Raw genomic sequence first — 15,769 nt, 5'->3', positions numbered from 1 at the left:
CGAGCTCGCGCGCATGGCCCGCGCTCTGAGCAATCGGCAATATCGGCGGCGGCTCGGCGGGCGAGGGCCAGGCCCTCGCGTGATCCGTTCGCCCAGCCGGCCAAGCGGGACTCGTCGCCCCGTCAGCCCCGCTGCTTCTCGCGCAGATACAGATGGCGCGGCACACCCCACAGGATCAGCAGCGTTGCCACCAGGCACGCGGCGGCAATCGCGTAAAGGCCGATCGTCGCGCTGCCCGTCACCGTCGTCACCTTGCCGACCATATAGGGGCTGATGATCCCGCCCAACTGACCCAGGCCGTTGATCAGCGCAATCCCGCCGGCGGCGGCAATGCCCGTCAGGAAACGCGAGGGCAGGATCCAGAACAGCCCGAGCGAGGTGATGATGCCCGTTGCGGCCACGGTGAGCCCGATCACCAGCATCAGCGTGTTGGACGGAAACAGCCCGCAAAGCAAGTACCCTATCGCGCCGGCCAGCGCGCTCATCCCGAGGTGCCAGCGACGCTCACCGGTCCGATCGGAACTCCGCCCGGCGAGCACCATCACGATCCCCGCGACGACATACGGCAGCATGGAGATGATGCCGATCTGCAAGGCGTCCGACGTCCCCGCCGTCTTGATGAGCTGCGGCATCCAGAACACCAGGCCGTAGATGCCCATGGCGAGGAAGATATAGATGAATGCCAGAATGATCGTGACCGGGTCCCGCAGCGACGCGCCCAGCGAATGTACTTCACGAACCTTCGGGTCACCGGCGATCTGCGCCTGCAAGGCGCGCTTTTCCTGCGCGCTCAGCCAGCGAGCGCCGCTGATGCTGTCGTCGACGAACAGGAATACGACGATGCCGAGCACGATGGACGGCAGCCCTTCGAGCAGGAACAGCCACTGCCAGCCCGCCAGGCCGTGCATGCCGTCGAAGTACTTGAGAATCGCGCCGGAAATCGGCCCGCCGATGATGCCGCAAAGCGGAATCGAGGCCATGAAGATCGAATTGCATCGACCCCGGCGCTCCGACGGAAACCAGGTGGTGAAGAAGTAGAGCACGCCGGGCACGAAGCCGGCCTCGAGCGCGCCGATCGCGAAACGAAGCACGTAGAACCACGTCTCGTCGCGCACGAACATCATGGCGGCCGAGGCAATGCCCCAGGTCACCATGATGCGCGCGATCCATTTGCGGGCCCCGATCCGGTGCAGAACGATGTTGCTCGGAACCTCGAGCAAGAAGTAGCCGATGAAAAAGATGCTGGCCCCGGTGCCGTAAATGGCGTCGCTCAATCCGAGCTCGCTTTGCATCTGGAGCTTGGCGAAGCTGATGTTGATGCGGTCCAGATACGAACAGATGAAGCACATCACGAACAGCGGGACAAATCGCCAGAATACTTTTCGCACGGCGGTCTGCGCGTCGGCGTTGCCGCCGGCGCCCACCGCCCCGAGGGGGCTGGCAGTCTCCATAATCGTCTCCTTTGGTATTTATGATTTTCTGAGTTTCAGTACGTCGCCCGTCCACCTGACAGGTCGAATACGGCGCCTGTCGTGAACGAGTTTTCTTCCGACGCCAGCCATGCGACGAGCGACGCGATCTCGCTCACCTCGACAAAGCGTCCACGCGGAATCTTCGAGAGCATGTAGTCGATGTGAGTCTGCGCCATCTGCTCGAAGATGCGGGTTCGCGCAGCGGCAGGCGTGACGCAGTTGACCGCGACGTCGAGCGTTGCCGTCTCCTTGCCCAGGCTCTTCGTGAGCGCAATGACGCCGGCTTTCGCGGCGCTATACGCCGAAGCGTTCGGATTGCCCTCCTTGCCGGCAATCGACGCCACGTTGACGATGCGGCCGTAGCCCTTGTCGATCATCGTGCGGATCACCGCCTTGTTGACATGGAACGTCGCATCCAGATCCACGTTGATGACGCGGCGCCATTCGTCGTCCGGGTACTCCGCCAGCGGCGCATTCGGCCCGGCGATGCCGGCGCTGTGCACGAGGGCGTCGATTTTGCCGAAAGCGCGCAGGGTCGCGCTTACGGCCTCGCCGACGGCCTGTGCGTCCGTGACGTCCACGGTGATCGCGACCGCATCGCCGTGGCTTGCCAGCGACTCACGCGCGGCGGCCAGTGCAGCCTCGTCGCGATCCCAGAGGGCCACGCGCGCGCCGCTTTGCGCCAGCCGCTGCGCCACCGCGAAGCCAATGCCGTGAGCGCCACCCGTCACCACGGCCGAGCGGCCGGAAAAGTCATACTGGTTCATCGCAGCCCCTCACCCTTGCACGAGACGTTGACGCTGCTGACCGAGGCCCTCGATACCGAGGCTCATCACCTGGCCTGCACGCAGATAGACCGGCGGCTTCTGTCCCATGCCCACGCCCGGCGGGGTGCCCGTCGAGATGACGTCGCCGGGGTGCAGGCTCATGAAGCGGCTCAGGTAGGAAACGATCTGCGCCACGGAGAAGATCATCCGGCTGGTGTTGCCCGACTGATAGCGCACGCCGTCGACGTCCAGCCACATCTCGAGCTTTTGCGGGTCGGGAATTTCGTCGGCGGTGACGAGCCACGGGCCGAGCGGTCCGAAGGTGTCGCAGCCTTTGCCCTTGTCCCACGTGCCGCCGCGCTCGAGCTGATATTCGCGCTCGGAGACGTCGTTGATCAGGCAGTAGCCAGCGACGTGATCGAGGGCGTCGGCCTCGTCGATATAGCTGCCGGGCTTGCCGATCACCACGCCGAGTTCGACTTCCCAGTCGGTGCGCTGCGAGCCGCGCGGGATGATGACGTCGTCGTTGGGGCCGCACACGGCCGAGAGCCACTTGTTGAACACGACCGGCTCGGCCGGAATGGGCATTCCCGACTCCTGCGCGTGGTCGACGTAGTTCAGGCCGATGCAGATGAACTTGCCGATACCGCCGACGCAGGGACCCAGGCGGGTCGCGCCGTCGACGCGCGGCAGTGCCGACAGGTCGACGTCCTTGAGCTTTTCCAGCCCAGCCGGCAGCAGGGTGTCGCCGCCGATATCGGCGACGACCGAAGACAGGTCGCGTATTTCTCCGCGCTCGTCGAGCGCACCCGGTTTTTCCTGACCTCGCTCGCCAAATCTGAGCAACTTCATCTATTCTCTCCTAGCAATTTTCATGTGACTGCCGCATCGGGACGGGTGCGGCTTGGGCACAAATGTAGAAGAGCGCAGACGTTTTGAATAATGATAGATTGGCCCGGGGCGATAACTTTTGAGCATCCGGGGATTTCCCTAACGCGACGACGACATGCTTCCCAGCGCCGAATCCCTCTCCTCCCGGCTCAAGCTCAAACAGCTTCGGCTGCTCGTGGCCATCGACGATTACGGGTCGCTTCATCGCGCCGCCGACGAACTCGCGCTCACCCAGCCGGGCGCGACCAAGGCGCTGCGCGAAATCGAGGCGACTTTCGGCAACGAACTCTTCGTGAGGACGCCGCAGGGCATGGTGCCCAACGAGCTCGGCAGATGCGTCATTCGGTATGCCAAGCTGATTCAGACGGACGTCGATCACCTCGTGGAGGAAATGGAAGGCGTGCTCACCGGCACCGGGGGAAGACTGGCCGTCGGTGCGATCATGGGCGCCGTGTCCGGTGTGCTCGTCGACGCGATCGCGCGGCTTCGGCGCAAGCAGCCGTCGCTCAGGATCGAGATCACGGAGGACACGAGCGTGCGTCTGCTGGCGCTCGTCGAGAGTGGCCGGCTGGAGCTGGCGATCTGCCGCTTGAGCGTCGCCCGCCAGCCGGAGAACTTCACGTATACGCTGCTGCGGGACGAACCGCTGGCCGTCATCGCCGGCCCGGGCCATCCGCTGGTCCGCACGCCGGACCTGGCGCTTTCCGATCTGATGGAATTCGGCTGGATCGTTTATCCGAGAATCATGCCGCTACGCAGTCTCCTGGAGCGGGAATTCAAGGAAGCGGGTTTGCCGTTGCCGGCAAACCCGATCGAAACAGCGTCGCTGACGGCCACCATGCTGCTCTTGCAGGGCAATGCGAACCTGGTCACGCTCATGCCGCGCGACATGGCGGCCTTCCTCATCGAGCACAAGCTTGCCGCAAGGCTCGACATCGACGTGCGATCGAGGACGGAACCGTATGGAATCGTAACGCGGCGCGGCACGTCGCTGAGCGCGGCGGCCCGGCTGCTGGTGACGGAGCTGACCGGGGAAGACTGAGGGGGGTGTGGCCCGCGCTCAGATCCCCTGGCCGCCCGACACCTCGATGCGCTGCGCGTTGACCCAGCGATGGGACTCGCCGAGCAGACCGGCGATCATCGGGCCAATGTCGTCCGCCACGCCCACGCGGCCCAGCGCGGTCATGCCGGCGAAGAACCGGTTGTACTCCGGCGTATCCCGTACCGCACCGCCGAAAAAGTCCGTCTCGATCGCGCCGGGGGCCACCGCGTTGACGGTAATTCCGCGCGGTCCCAATTCCTTCGCCATGTAGACCGTCAGAACTTCGACGGCGCCCTTGACCGCGGCGTAGGCGGACCAACCCGGCGCCGATATGCGAGTGAGTCCCGTCGAGAGATTCACGATGCGTCCGCCATCCGAGAGGAGGGGCAGCAACTTCTGAGTGAGAAAGAACACGCCCTTGAAATGCACGTTGACCAGCGTGTCGAACGCCGCCTCTTGCATGTCCGTGATCGGCGCGACATCCGCGTGGCCTGCATTGTTCACGAGGTGATCAAAGCGCTCCCTTCCCCAGGTCTCGCGCAACGCCGCCTGCAGCTGCATGGCGAAGTGGGAGAAGGTGGCCACGTTGCCGACGTCGAGTTGCAATGCCACCGCCTTGCGCCCGAGCGCCTGGATTTCGGTGACCACGTCCGCTGCCTCGGCGTCGCGCCGGTGGTAGGTCAAGACGACGTCGCCGCCTGCGCGGGCGATCGACAGCGCGGCATTGCGCCCGAGCCCGCGACTGGCGCCCGTGATGAGAGAGATCGTGCTCATGGTGACTCCTGATGCGTGATGGAAGAAGGCGTCCATTCTCGCGCGCTCATCACCGCCAGGCTTTGCCTGATTCTCCGATTTCCTGGCCTTTTTCTCCTGCGCCCGCCTCGGTTCCCGCCTGAAACGGATACGATAGCCGTATGAAAAAGAGTCCCGAAATACGCCCATGAACGATTCACTGCTTCACGCGGCATGCCGCTACGCGCAGGTGTGCGCCAACCCGAGCGGCATTGCACAAACGCCCATTCCCGAGTTCAGAGTCATTCGGGCAACGACGCCCGGCGGGCTCGATTACGCCATCTCGCGCCCCCTGGCCTGCCTCGTGCTGCAAGGAAGCAAAAAGGTGACAACGGGCAAACGAACGGTCGAGTTCGGCGCCGGCGACCTGCTGTTGATTACCGCCGACGTGCCAACCCTCAGCGAAATCACGCGCGCAAGCGTTGCGGCGCCCTACATCTCACTCGTGCTGGATCTGGACTTGGCGATCATCGGGGAACTGGTCGCGCAGATGGAGCCGCGGCCAGGCGCCGTAGCCCCTGCGCCGGTGCGGGTCGAACCTTCGGACGCAGAGGTTGCCGACGCAGCGCTGCGCCTGATGCACCTGCTCGAGCGCCCCGCGGCCTTGCCGATCCTGCAGGCTCAGCGAGTGCGCGAGATGCACTACTGGCTGCTCGCGGGGAAGCACGGCGCGGCGATTCGACAACTGGGCGGCCCGGAAAATCATGCACTGCGCGTGGCGCGGGCCGTCGCCGTGCTGCGCGCGGACTTCGCGCGGCCGATTCCGCTCGAACGGCTGGCAGCAGCCGCCGGGATGAGCGCCTCTTCGTTCTATCAGCACTTTCGTGCCGCGACCTCGCTGTCCCCGTTGCAGTTCCAGAAGCAGTTGCGCCTGATCGAGGCGCGCCGGCTCATGCTCGCCGAGAGTCTCTCGGCGAGCAGTGCGGCGTTCTCGGTGGGTTATGAAAGCGTTCAGCAATTTACCCGGGAGTACCGGCGGATGTTCGGTCTGCCCCCTGGCAAGGATGCCGATGCGGCACGCAGCGCTATCGCCTCGGCGTAGGCGCGGGCGCTGAAAGCCGCCCTCGCCGCGGGCCCTGCGGGGCGACTCGCTCAGTCGCATGGCGGGCCGCGACGGTTCGACGCGCATCGATGGGGGAAGCGCCCTCAATTTTCTTCGCTCTGAACCGTTATAGGCAGGACGCAGGTCTTGTTGCGGTGTATGGAACCGGAATTCCGGCAATTGCCATCATGGATACCGGTTAATAAGAAATATACGATGTCCCGAATTCATTGTGCCTTGTGGGAACGAATGTAAGCCAGGTGATCAATATCGTCGCGCCAGCCGGCATGGCCGTTCCCGCGCCCCGGCAAAATGTGGCGGCGCCGGAATAATTCCCGAATCCCAATTCAATACCGGTTTTTTTCTCGGACGAGCAGAAATAACACAGCAGCCGTCCTCCTAGTTAATACTGATTTATACTCCGAAGCAATATTTGCTATCGTCGGTCGAAGATAAGTTTTTATAAAAACCGCCTGCCACTGTCCCACGGCAGTTCCCAATCTGAGTCAATCCCGACAGAGGAGCTCATCGATTGCGTGAAAACCACGTGAAGACGTCGTTCGCCGTTCCCGCCTCCAGCGCGTGGGACAGCGGTTTGCGGAAAAAGGGGATATGGGGCTCGATCGCTTGCCATCGTGCCGTCTTGACGACTGCGGTGACGGCGCTGCTGCCCTCCGCGCACGCGCTCGCCCAATGCGCCGTCGCCCCGGCCGCGCTCAGCATATCGTCCGGCAGTTGTTCCGATCCGGCATCCACCACGCGAGAAAGTGCGGGTTCTGCGCCCGTGGTCGAGGTCTCCGGCTCCGGTGCCTACAGCGGCACCTCCGTGATCCTGAACGCCACCGGCAGCGGCTACGGCGCGCATGCCACCGGCGGCGGGAAAATCACCTTGACCGGCACGTCACTGAACAGCACATCGATCACCACCGATGGCGCCGACGGCCACGGGCTTCATGCCGAGGACGGGGGGCAGATCACCGGCAGCAATACAATCGTCTATACGAATGGCGCCGGCGCTTACGGCGCAAGGGCGATCGGTAGGGGCAGCAGCGTGTCGCTCGTCGATAGCGAGTTGAACACGGCTCTCGACGGCGCTCATGGCGCCTATGCGGCCAGTGGCGGGGCGATCAATCTGACCCGCACCAACGTCACGACCCTCGGGGCGGGCGCCTCCGCTGTCTTCACGGATACCGGCGGTGCGATCACCCTCGACGACCTGAGCACGTTCAGCTACGGCGACAACGCGCCGGGGGCCGCGGCTTCAGGCGTGGGCAGTCGTCTCACGTTGAACAACGCCTACGTGAACGTCTACGGCAATGGCAGCCCAGGGCTGTCTGCGGCTGCCGGCGGACAGATCGATGTCGACGGCAGCGCCATCGTGACAGGCGACTATTACGGAAACATCGTCATCGCGAACTCCCCCGGCATACTCGCCCGAGGCGCGGGCAGCGTCGTTCGGGTAATCCGTGGTGCGACTTCGGCAACGTATGGCGCAAACAGCCCGGGCCTGTGGGCGGATGCGGGCGGCAGGATTGCCTTCGCGGGCTACGGCGTCTTCACCTACCAACCCAGCTCCCCTGGCGCTGCGGCGAGCGGCGGCAGCACGATCGCTCTGACCGGCACCATCGTGCGCACCTCCGGCCCTTCCGGTGCCGGCGTGCTCGTCACGGACGCTGGCTCGGTCACCGTGGCGGACACCGAGATCACCACCGGATTCCGGACGACCGGCGGCAATCCGCCGGCCTTGCAGTTCCCGGACACAGAAATAGGCCTGGAGGCTCACGGCGCCGATGTGGTCGGCGCGGGCAGCCAGTTGCAGGCCGAGCGCACCAGTATCACCACGAACGGCGACGGCGCCATCGGCGTTCGGGTCAGCCAGGGCGCTGTGGCCTCGATCGTCGGAGGCGCGATCACGACGCGCGGGGCCGACACCGTCGCGCTCGGCGGCGCCGACGGCGCTCGGGCAACCGACGTCGGCAGCCGTATTGCGCTGTCCGGCACTTCGGTCACCACCACGAACGCGAACGCCGTGGGCCTGCACGCGATGGCGGGCGGCACAATTACCGCCACGGACGCCAAGGTCGCCACGCAGGGGCAGAACGCCTTCGGGGCTTCCGCGCAGGATGCCGGCAGCGCTATCACGCTGACCGGCACGGCCATGACCACGGCGGGCAACGCCGCGCATGGTGTCGCCGCGGCCAACGGCGGCACAGTGACCGCGTCCGGGACCACAGTCGCGGTAAGTGGCGCGGGCTCGGCGGCGATCCACCTGACGGGCGGCACGGCGAGCACGGTGTCGGTGACCGGCGGCAGCCTGAGCGCCGCCCACGGCGCGATCGTGCTGGCCGAAGGCGGGACAGGCATCGTCTCGATCAGCGGTGGCACCGCGGTGACGCCTGCCGTCGTCGATGGCCGGCTGCTGCTGGCGCGAGTGACCGAGAATGCGGCGGGCACGCCAAGCGATCTGACGCTGAACATTGCCAATATGCCCTCGCTCGCCGGCGACATCGTCGTCGACCCTTCGGCCCTCGCCTATCGTCTCGTCAGCAGCAACTGGACCGGCAATCTGGCGTTGACCGGGTCGGGAAACACTGCCAGCGCCGACCTCAGCGCATCGCAATGGACGGGCGACCTGCAGGCCGACGCCGGCAACACCGCCGACGTGGCGCTAGCCCAGAGCAGCGTCTGGACGGGTATGGCACGAAACGCAACCGATGTCTCGATCGACGCCCTCAGTGTCTGGAACGTCACCGGCGACTCGAACGCCACCGGTACGGTCGCCAATGCCGGTCTGGTCCAGTTCGTCGCCCGGCCGGGCGCCTACAGCACGCTGACGGTTGGAAACTACACGGGCATTGCCGGCAGCCGCATCGGCTTCAACACTTATCTTGGCGCCGACAACTCGCCGACCAATCTGCTGGTGATCAATGGTGGTCAGGCCACCGGCACGACGTCGGTGATCGTCAGTAATACCGGCGGCGCCGGCGCACAGACCGTGGCAGACGGCATTCGACTGGTGCAGGTGAGCGGCGGCGGCACGACCGCGGCCAGCGCCTTCACGCTAGGTCAGCGCGTCGCCGCTGGCGCCTATGAGTACCAACTCTTTCGCGGCGGAAGCACGGACCCGAACGACTGGTTCCTGCGGTCTCATCTCGTCGCTGCACCGACAGACCCCGCTGCACCAAGCGGTACGGAAATTCCGCTCTACCGCCCGGAAGTGGCGCTCTACACGCCCATCCCTGCGATCGCCCGGCAGATGGGTCTTGCAACGCTGGGAACGCTGCATGAGCGCGTCGGCGAAGAAGAGAACCTGCGTGATGCGCCGGCGCCTCGGACGTATGCGAACGGCGTCTGGGGACGGGTGTTCGGACAACGCGTGCGCAACCGCTGGAGCGGGACGGTCGATGCGAGCGCGACGGGCAATCTGGTCGGGTTCCAGACAGGCTTGGACATCTTCCGGCGGACGACGGACAGCGGCCACCGCGACCACGCCGGCGTGTATCTCGCATACTCCGACTACCATTCCGAGTCGGTGCGCGGCTTCGCCTTGGGCACGCAGGACCTGACGGTGGGCCAATTGTCGATGAATGGTCCGTCGGTCGGGGGGTATTGGACGCACTTTGGCCCGAGCGGCTGGTATCTCGACGCGGTGTTCCAGGGAAGCTGGTACGACGCGAAGGCAACGTCTCTCTATGGGGCCGGACTATCGACCCATGCAACGGCCTACGCGGGCTCGCTCGAGGCGGGCTATCCCGTCCATTTCGGTCGGGACGGCGACTGGCTGATCGAGCCGCAAGCACAGATCGTATACCAGGGCGTGTCGGTGGACCGGTCGCGAGACCAGTACTCGAGCGTGGACTGGGATGCCGGCGCGGCCTGGACCGCACGCCTGGGGGCCCGGTTGCAATACACGAAGCGCGACGGGCGAGGCACGCTGTGGCAGCCCTACGCGCGAATCAACCTCTGGCACGCCTTCTCCGGCACTGACAGCGCGCTTTTCGGGCAGTCGTCGCCTTCGGTCGAGGCCCGCTTTGGCAACACGGCGCTGGAGGTGGGGGCCGGCGTCACCGCACAGGTGAATCGGAAACTGAGCTTTTACGGCCAGGCCAGCTACCGTTGGTCGGTCGGCGGCGGCCGCAATCCTCAAAGCGCAACCGCCGGCATGGCAGGCGTTCGCTTCAACTGGTGAGCATCTGCCGGGTCCCGTGTCTTGCGCTAGAGGAGATTTGCCGGATTCCCGAACTTTTCCGCCGGCGCTTCCCCCACACGAGTCCGGCCGCATATCGGGAGAAGTTCGGCCATGACGCACGGACGCGGAGGGTTTGACGGGTGAAAGCGAATATTTTCAAACGGTCAATTCCGCCCTTCTGAGACAATCAACGCCGCCTGTGGGACGGCCAGGCGGCGCGGGCGGTCGCGGCGCGGTTTGCGCGGTGCTGTTCGCACGACACGGCTTGCGCGCCGCAGGGCGCGGATTCGATCGCGCTCTGGCCGCCCCCCCCGCATCGGCATCGCATCACCAGTGCGAGGCCGCGCCTTAGCTTCGCGCCAGCCCCGTCACGGCCTGCAGGATCGCCACGCGGGCCTGCCCGAGGATTTGCCCCTGCCATACGGGATCATCGAAGCAGAACGCCTGCCGCACCGCTTCGCGAATGGCTGCCGCCTGCGCGGCCGGCGCATCGGGATGCTGTCTCAGCCACGCGTCCGCGCGCAGCATGTGAAGCATGTCGACGAGCGGCACCGTGCCGTACTCGATCGCCATGGCCGTTACCTCGGCGTCGGGCCGCGCGCGGCGCAGCGTATCGAGCAGCGGACCGCCGACGTTCGACGCGACGGTCGTCCCGTCGATGGGACTGGCCAGATCCGCGCCCCACCACGCGCGGGCGCGAGACAGTTCCCCGGCGTCCAGTGCCCCCACGCAGATCTTCTCGCCGTGCCCGGGCGGGCCGAGCCCGGTATGAAAGTCGATCCACCCGATGGCGTCGCACCGTCTGGCATGCGTCTCGATCAGCGTGCACATGAGCCGGGTGCTCCACACCGGCCCGCGTCCGCCGTAGAACAGGCCGTCGGGAAAAGTGTACTGTCCGATGGTCAACGCACGCTGATAGGCGGCTTCGCCGTGCGTGGCGATGTATTCGGCAATGGCGCGCACGTTGCCTTCAGAGGGCGGCCACGCCGGGGGCACGAGCAGCGCGTGCAGCGCTGCGTAGTCGTCGTTGACGGGCAGCGCCTGCGTGAAGTCGACGCCGTTGCGGTTCAGATCGACGTTGTCCTCGTTCGTGCGCGAAAGCCAGGAAAAGCCAAATGGATTGATCGCATGCACGACAAGAATGGCCACGCCCGCTGCCGACAGGCGCGCCCTGATCCCGACGTCGCCAAGCAGCGCGATTTGCGCGGCGCTGCCGCAGAAGCCCTCCACGCCGTGCGTGCCGGACGTCACGATCAACAACCGTCGCGCATGCGGCGCGCCCAGCCGCACGACATCGGTAGCCAGGGCCTCGCCCTCGCGTCCGGCGACATCGGGGATGACGTGACTCTCGAGATCGACGCTCGCCAATTGCGCCGCTTCGGCAAAGCGCTGCCTCGCGAGCCGGTAACTATCCGAAAACAGATGCGCGAATGGGCGCATGAGGGAACTCGCGCTCATGGACATCACCCCACGAGAAACGCTTCGGCCAGGCGTACCCAGTAGGTCGAACCCAGCGTGAGCACGTCGTCGTTGAAATCGTAGCTGGTGTTGTGCAGCATGCAGGGACCGAGCCCGTGACCGTGCGCCCTGTGGTCTCCCGTTCCGTTGCCGATGTACGCGTAGCAGCCCGGCCGCTCGAGCAGAAAGAACGAGAAGTCCTCCGCCCCCATCGTCGGATCGATGGGATCGACCACGTGATCGCGCCCCACGATTTCCTTCATGACGTTGAGGGCGAACTGTGTCTCGGCCGCCGTGTTGACGGTGGGCGGGTAGTTGCGAATGAAGGAGAACTCGACGGTGCACCCGTAGGCGGCGGCGGTGGACTCGCAGAATTCGCGCATGCGCGTCTCGACGAGATCGAGCACCTCGAGCGAGAACGTGCGCACGGTGCCTGCGAGCGTGGCGGTGTTCGGGATGACGTTGATCGCTTCGCCCGCCTGCATCTGCGTGATGGAGAGCACCGCAGCGTCGATGGGACGTTTGTTGCGCGTCATGATGCTCTGCAGGCCGGTGCCGATCTGCATGGCCGTCAGCACAGGGTCGATACCGTCGTGCGGCATGGCCGCGTGCGCGCCGGTGCCCTTGACCACGATACGGAACTCGTTGCTCGACGCCTGCGTGGCGCCCACCCGGGCACCGAAGCTACCGGCGGCAAGGCCCGGCCAATTGTGCAGCGCGAACACGGCGTCGACCGGGAATTTTTCGAACAGGCCGTCTTCGAGCATGGCCTTCGCGCCGCCGCCGCCCTCTTCCGCCGGCTGAAAGATGAAAACGATGGTGCCATCGAAAGTGCGGTGTTCGGCGAGATGCTGCGCGGCGCCGAGCAGCATGGCAGTGTGGCCGTCGTGGCCGCAGGCGTGCATCTTGCCGGCGTATTTCGACGCGTGCTCGAACGTGTTCAATTCCTGAATGGGCAGTGCGTCCATGTCGGCACGCAAGCCGATGACCTTCTTGCCGGTGCCGTTGCGCAGCACGCCGACAACCCCCGTCTTGCCGAGGCCGCGGGTGACTTCGATGCCCCAGGACTCGAGCAGTTTCGCCACGATGTCCGACGTGCGGGCCTCTTCGTAGCGCAGTTCGGGGTGGGCGTGAATGTCGCGTCGGATGGCTTGCAGCTCGGCCGAGCGTTGGGCGATTTCAGGAATGATGGACATAGGTGTCGTCTCTTGATGGATAGCCCCGGGATGGCGGGCGCGTGGACGGTCACGCGGGCGCGTCGCGCCATGTGGACAGGGGCGGTTGAGAGGGATTCCGGCAGGCCCGTCGGCAGCGCTCTGCCGACGGCCTTGATGAGTGATGTGACGCAGTACCGGCCAATGCTGGCAATACCGGGTGGTGTCGAGCGGTGCCGAGCCGGGCGGTTGCGGCGTGCCGACTGCCGGCCGCTACAGCAGCGGCTGGCGCGAGCGATCCCGGAGCAGCAGGATCGTCACGAGCCCCACGGCCGCCCCGAACAGGCCGTAGTAGACCACGGCGAGTTTGTCGCCCGTCCACCCGATGAGCAGCGTGGCGATGGCGCCGGCAAAGCCGCCGAAGATCATCACGGCAAAGTTGTAGCCGATGGCCATCGACGTGGCTCGCACCCGCGACGGGAAAAGCTCACACACGAAAGCGCAGTACGAGCCCTGGAACAGTCCGAGCGTGAGCATCAGGCAGCACTGCACGAAAATCAGCATCGGTAATGTCGGTACGTGACTCACGGCGAGGAACAGCGGATACGCAACGACCAGGCTGATGAGCGCGGAGGCGACCATGGGCTTCTTGCGGCCGATGGCGTCGGAGATGCGCCCCGAGGCAAACGTCCCGACGATGTAGGCAACGGCGGCGCACAGCGAGGCGATCACGCTGCTCTTGAACGGAATGCCCAGCGACTTCGTCGCATAGCTCGGCATGTAGTAATAGAAGATGTAGGTGCCGATGGTGCCGTAGACGGTCAGGCCGAAGCCGGCGAGCACCTGACGCCAGTGCGCCGTGATCGACTCGAAGAACGGCGAGCGCTTTTCGGTCAGTTTGCCGCGCGCGTCCTTGAACACGGGTGACTCGTCGAGCCGCGAGCGCACGTACAGGCCGACCGGCACGATCAGCAGGCCGATCACGAACGGGATTCGCCAGCCGAAGGCGTCGATCTGCTCGGGCGTGAGCGCTTGCGTAATGCCTACCGAAACGATGGCGCCGAGCAGCATGCTGCACGCCTGCGCAATCATCTGGAAGCTGCCATACACGCCGCGTCGCTCGACCGGTGCGTGTTCGACGAGGAATGCCGTTGCGCTGCCGACTTCGCCGCCGGCCGAGAACCCCTGGAGGAAGCGGCCGATGAGCATGAGCACGGGGGCGGCGATGCCGATCTGGGCGTAGGTCGGGGCGAACGCGATGACGGCGACGCCAAGCGCCATGACGGAGATCGTCATGAGCAGCGCGGCCTTTCGGCCGTGCTTGTCGGCGTAGGCGCCGAGCACGATGCCGCCGAGCGGGCGCGTGAGGAAACCCACCCCGAAGGTTGTCCATGCGGCGAGCAGGGCCGCGGTCGGGTTATCGCTGGGGAAGAACTGTCGCGCGATATTGGCCGCGAAGAACGTGAACACGGTGAAATCGAACCATTCGAGCGCGTTGCCTATGGTGGACACCGCGATGACGCCGACATCGATGCGCCTTGCGGAGCGCTCCGAAACCGCCGAGCTCGCGCCGCTGTCGCGCGCAACCGAGACTTCCATGGGGATACTCCTCTTCTATGAAGTGTTTTCGCGGCAAACCCACCGCACTCGCTTCGCCCCATTCTGCTTGTGCCAAAAAACCGATAAAAGCTAGAATTTGTGGTCTTTCATCGCAATTTTTTTGATGAATCGACCTCCGGGTTTCGGGCGTCTGAAGCGCCATGCCGATGAGCTTCCCGACGGGTTTTCCCGGGGGTTTGCTGCGATTGCGTCCCTGGGCCCGTCCCTGGGTCCGTCCCTGGTTTCTCCCGGATGCCGTGTGAGTCCGGGCCACTTTGCGCGAGCGGGTTATGAGCAATTTGCGATTCATGAAGACCTTTGCGGCGGTCGCGAGATACGGGTCGTTCGCTTCGGCGGCCGAACATCTCGCGATGACGCAGTCGGCGGTCAGCATGCAAATGCGGGCGCTGGAAGAGGAATTCGGCCATCCGCTGTTCGATCGCGTGGGGCGGTCGGTGACGCTCAATGCAATGGCGCGTGTCTTGCTGCCGCACGCCGAGCAACTGCTCGCGCAGTATCAGACAATGCGAATGTTGGCCGCCGGTATCGAATCGACAGCCGGCCCGGTAAAGATCGGTGCGGTGGAATCGGCGGTGAGTGCATTGGCGCGCGCCGTGTCTCGGATCAAACAGGCACAACCGCATCTCGAGATACTGATCCGGACGGCGCGGTCCATCGAATTGACGGCGGCCCTGGATGCGGGCGAGATCGATTGTGCGGTGCTGGTGGAGCCGTCCGGAAGGCGCCCGGCAGGCGTGCGCTGGACGCCGTTGTACCGCGAGCCGTTGGTGCTGCTGGCGTCGTCGGCGTTGAAGTCGGGCTCGGTCACGAAGCTGCTGGAGACGGAGCGGTTCCTGCGTTTTGACAGGACGCAGCGCACCGGCGCACTGATCGACCGCGCAGTGAGACGCCAGCACGTGAGAGTCACCGACTTTCTTGAACTGACGTCGATCGAAGGCATTGCGGCGTTGGTCCGTCAACGCGTGGGCATTGCGGTGGTGCCACTACTGCGCAGCGCGACGTGGGCGCAGGAAGATTCGCTGCGCGTGATCCCCCTGCCGGGTGTGAGCGAACAACGCAGTATCGGATTGCTGGAACGCACCCGTCACGACAAGATGGGAATTACGTCGGCCATTGCGCAACAGGTAATGGCGCAGGGATGAGAAGCGCTGCGCGGGCGGTGCGGCCGGCTGTGCGAACTTGCTCCCCTTAAGCGGTTGCCCCCTCGGAGCCAGCTTGTAAGCCGCGGACAGCGCAAACAAAAAAACCCTTGGAATCCAAGGGTTTAATTGTTTCATCGCTTGTTTAACCGGTTTTTCCTACCGGCGGTGTAACTGGCGGAGAGAGGGGGATTCGAACCCCC

At 65.1% G+C, this 15,769-nt stretch carries 11 protein-coding genes; 4 read left to right on the top strand and 7 right to left on the bottom strand.

Annotation, left to right across the window (positions count from 1 at the left end; genetic code table 11):
* Window positions 1-122: 122 nt before the first annotated feature.
* Genes PNO31109_RS19665 through PNO31109_RS19655 form a run of 3 tightly spaced genes read right to left on the bottom strand, consistent with a single transcriptional unit; the run spans window position 123 to window position 3,091 of the window.
* Entirely contained in the window at window positions 123-1,451 is a 1,329-nt protein-coding gene (locus tag PNO31109_RS19665; protein ID WP_150557136.1) for an MFS transporter, read from the bottom strand.
* A 35-nt stretch (window positions 1,452-1,486) separates the two neighbouring features.
* Window positions 1,487-2,239 carry an SDR family oxidoreductase gene (locus PNO31109_RS19660; protein WP_150557135.1) on the bottom strand — a complete coding sequence of 251 codons (753 nt, stop codon included), beginning with the start codon at window positions 2,237-2,239 and terminating at the stop codon, window positions 1,487-1,489.
* A gap of 9 nt (window positions 2,240-2,248) precedes the next feature.
* The gene (locus PNO31109_RS19655) at window positions 2,249-3,091 is read right to left on the bottom strand and encodes a fumarylacetoacetate hydrolase family protein (RefSeq protein ID WP_150557134.1); all 843 of its coding nucleotides are present in this window, start codon (window positions 3,089-3,091) and stop codon (window positions 2,249-2,251) included.
* Window positions 3,092-3,245: 154 nt separating this feature from the next.
* On the opposite strand from PNO31109_RS19655, the gene PNO31109_RS19650 reads away from it, so the two are divergent.
* A complete protein-coding gene (locus PNO31109_RS19650; protein WP_150557133.1) occupies window positions 3,246-4,172 on the top strand; it encodes a LysR family transcriptional regulator in 927 nt (308 codons plus the stop codon).
* Between the two features lie 18 nt (window positions 4,173-4,190).
* Here the strand turns inward: PNO31109_RS19650 and PNO31109_RS19645 are convergent, their stop codons facing one another.
* The gene (locus tag PNO31109_RS19645) at window positions 4,191-4,946 is read right to left on the bottom strand and encodes an SDR family NAD(P)-dependent oxidoreductase (protein WP_150557132.1); all 756 of its coding nucleotides are present in this window, start codon (window positions 4,944-4,946) and stop codon (window positions 4,191-4,193) included.
* A gap of 208 nt (window positions 4,947-5,154) precedes the next feature.
* Between PNO31109_RS19645 and PNO31109_RS19640 the strand changes: the two genes are divergently transcribed.
* Window positions 5,155-6,006: an AraC family transcriptional regulator gene (locus PNO31109_RS19640; protein ID WP_244958210.1), complete on the top strand. Its 852-nt coding sequence runs from the start codon at window positions 5,155-5,157 to the stop codon at window positions 6,004-6,006.
* Window positions 6,007-6,538: 532 nt separating this feature from the next.
* Complete coding sequence (locus tag PNO31109_RS19635; protein WP_150557130.1) at window positions 6,539-10,195, top strand: autotransporter outer membrane beta-barrel domain-containing protein; 3,657 nt, start codon at window positions 6,539-6,541, stop codon at window positions 10,193-10,195.
* Window positions 10,196-10,543: 348 nt separating this feature from the next.
* Here PNO31109_RS19635 and PNO31109_RS19630 read toward each other — a convergent pair whose 3' ends face one another.
* From PNO31109_RS19630 to PNO31109_RS19620, 3 genes are all read right to left on the bottom strand, one after another.
* The gene (locus PNO31109_RS19630) at window positions 10,544-11,653 is read right to left on the bottom strand and encodes a M14 family metallopeptidase (protein ID WP_241014062.1); all 1,110 of its coding nucleotides are present in this window, start codon (window positions 11,651-11,653) and stop codon (window positions 10,544-10,546) included.
* Window positions 11,654-11,658: 5 nt separating this feature from the next.
* On the bottom strand, window positions 11,659-12,849 hold the full coding sequence (locus PNO31109_RS19625) for a M20 aminoacylase family protein (RefSeq protein WP_150557129.1): 1,191 nt from the start codon (window positions 12,847-12,849) through the stop codon (window positions 11,659-11,661).
* A 231-nt stretch (window positions 12,850-13,080) separates the two neighbouring features.
* The gene (locus PNO31109_RS19620; RefSeq protein ID WP_150557128.1) at window positions 13,081-14,406 is read right to left on the bottom strand and encodes an MFS transporter; all 1,326 of its coding nucleotides are present in this window, start codon (window positions 14,404-14,406) and stop codon (window positions 13,081-13,083) included.
* A 290-nt stretch (window positions 14,407-14,696) separates the two neighbouring features.
* Here PNO31109_RS19620 and PNO31109_RS19615 point away from each other — a divergent pair, with 290 nt between their 5' ends.
* Window positions 14,697-15,569, top strand: coding sequence for a LysR family transcriptional regulator (locus PNO31109_RS19615; RefSeq protein ID WP_150557127.1), 873 nt, complete (start codon window positions 14,697-14,699; stop codon window positions 15,567-15,569).
* Window positions 15,570-15,769: the final 200 nt, after the last annotated feature.

The organism is Pandoraea nosoerga (assembly GCF_902459585.1).
Classification (GTDB): Bacteria; Pseudomonadota; Gammaproteobacteria; order Burkholderiales; family Burkholderiaceae; genus Pandoraea; species Pandoraea nosoerga.
Note: the sequence above shows the minus strand (reverse complement) of the source record. Positions and strands in the feature narration are given on the sequence as shown.

What these genes read in the sequence shown, in the direction of transcription:
- PNO31109_RS19620 (WP_150557128.1), bottom strand. Translation starts at nt 14,406, where the DNA reads ATGGAAGTCTCGGTTGCGCGCGACAGCGGCGCGAGCTCGGCGGTTTCG.
- PNO31109_RS19615 (WP_150557127.1), top strand. Translation starts at nt 14,697, where the DNA reads ATGAGCAATTTGCGATTCATGAAGACCTTTGCGGCGGTCGCGAGATAC.
- PNO31109_RS19650 (WP_150557133.1), top strand. Translation starts at nt 3,246, where the DNA reads ATGCTTCCCAGCGCCGAATCCCTCTCCTCCCGGCTCAAGCTCAAACAG.
- PNO31109_RS19630 (WP_241014062.1), bottom strand. Translation starts at nt 11,653, where the DNA reads ATGAGCGCGAGTTCCCTCATGCGCCCATTCGCGCATCTGTTTTCGGAT.
- PNO31109_RS19625 (WP_150557129.1), bottom strand. Translation starts at nt 12,849, where the DNA reads ATGTCCATCATTCCTGAAATCGCCCAACGCTCGGCCGAGCTGCAAGCC.
- PNO31109_RS19660 (WP_150557135.1), bottom strand. Translation starts at nt 2,239, where the DNA reads ATGAACCAGTATGACTTTTCCGGCCGCTCGGCCGTGGTGACGGGTGGC.
- PNO31109_RS19655 (WP_150557134.1), bottom strand. Translation starts at nt 3,091, where the DNA reads ATGAAGTTGCTCAGATTTGGCGAGCGAGGTCAGGAAAAACCGGGTGCG.
- PNO31109_RS19645 (WP_150557132.1), bottom strand. Translation starts at nt 4,946, where the DNA reads ATGAGCACGATCTCTCTCATCACGGGCGCCAGTCGCGGGCTCGGGCGC.
- PNO31109_RS19665 (WP_150557136.1), bottom strand. Translation starts at nt 1,451, where the DNA reads ATGGAGACTGCCAGCCCCCTCGGGGCGGTGGGCGCCGGCGGCAACGCC.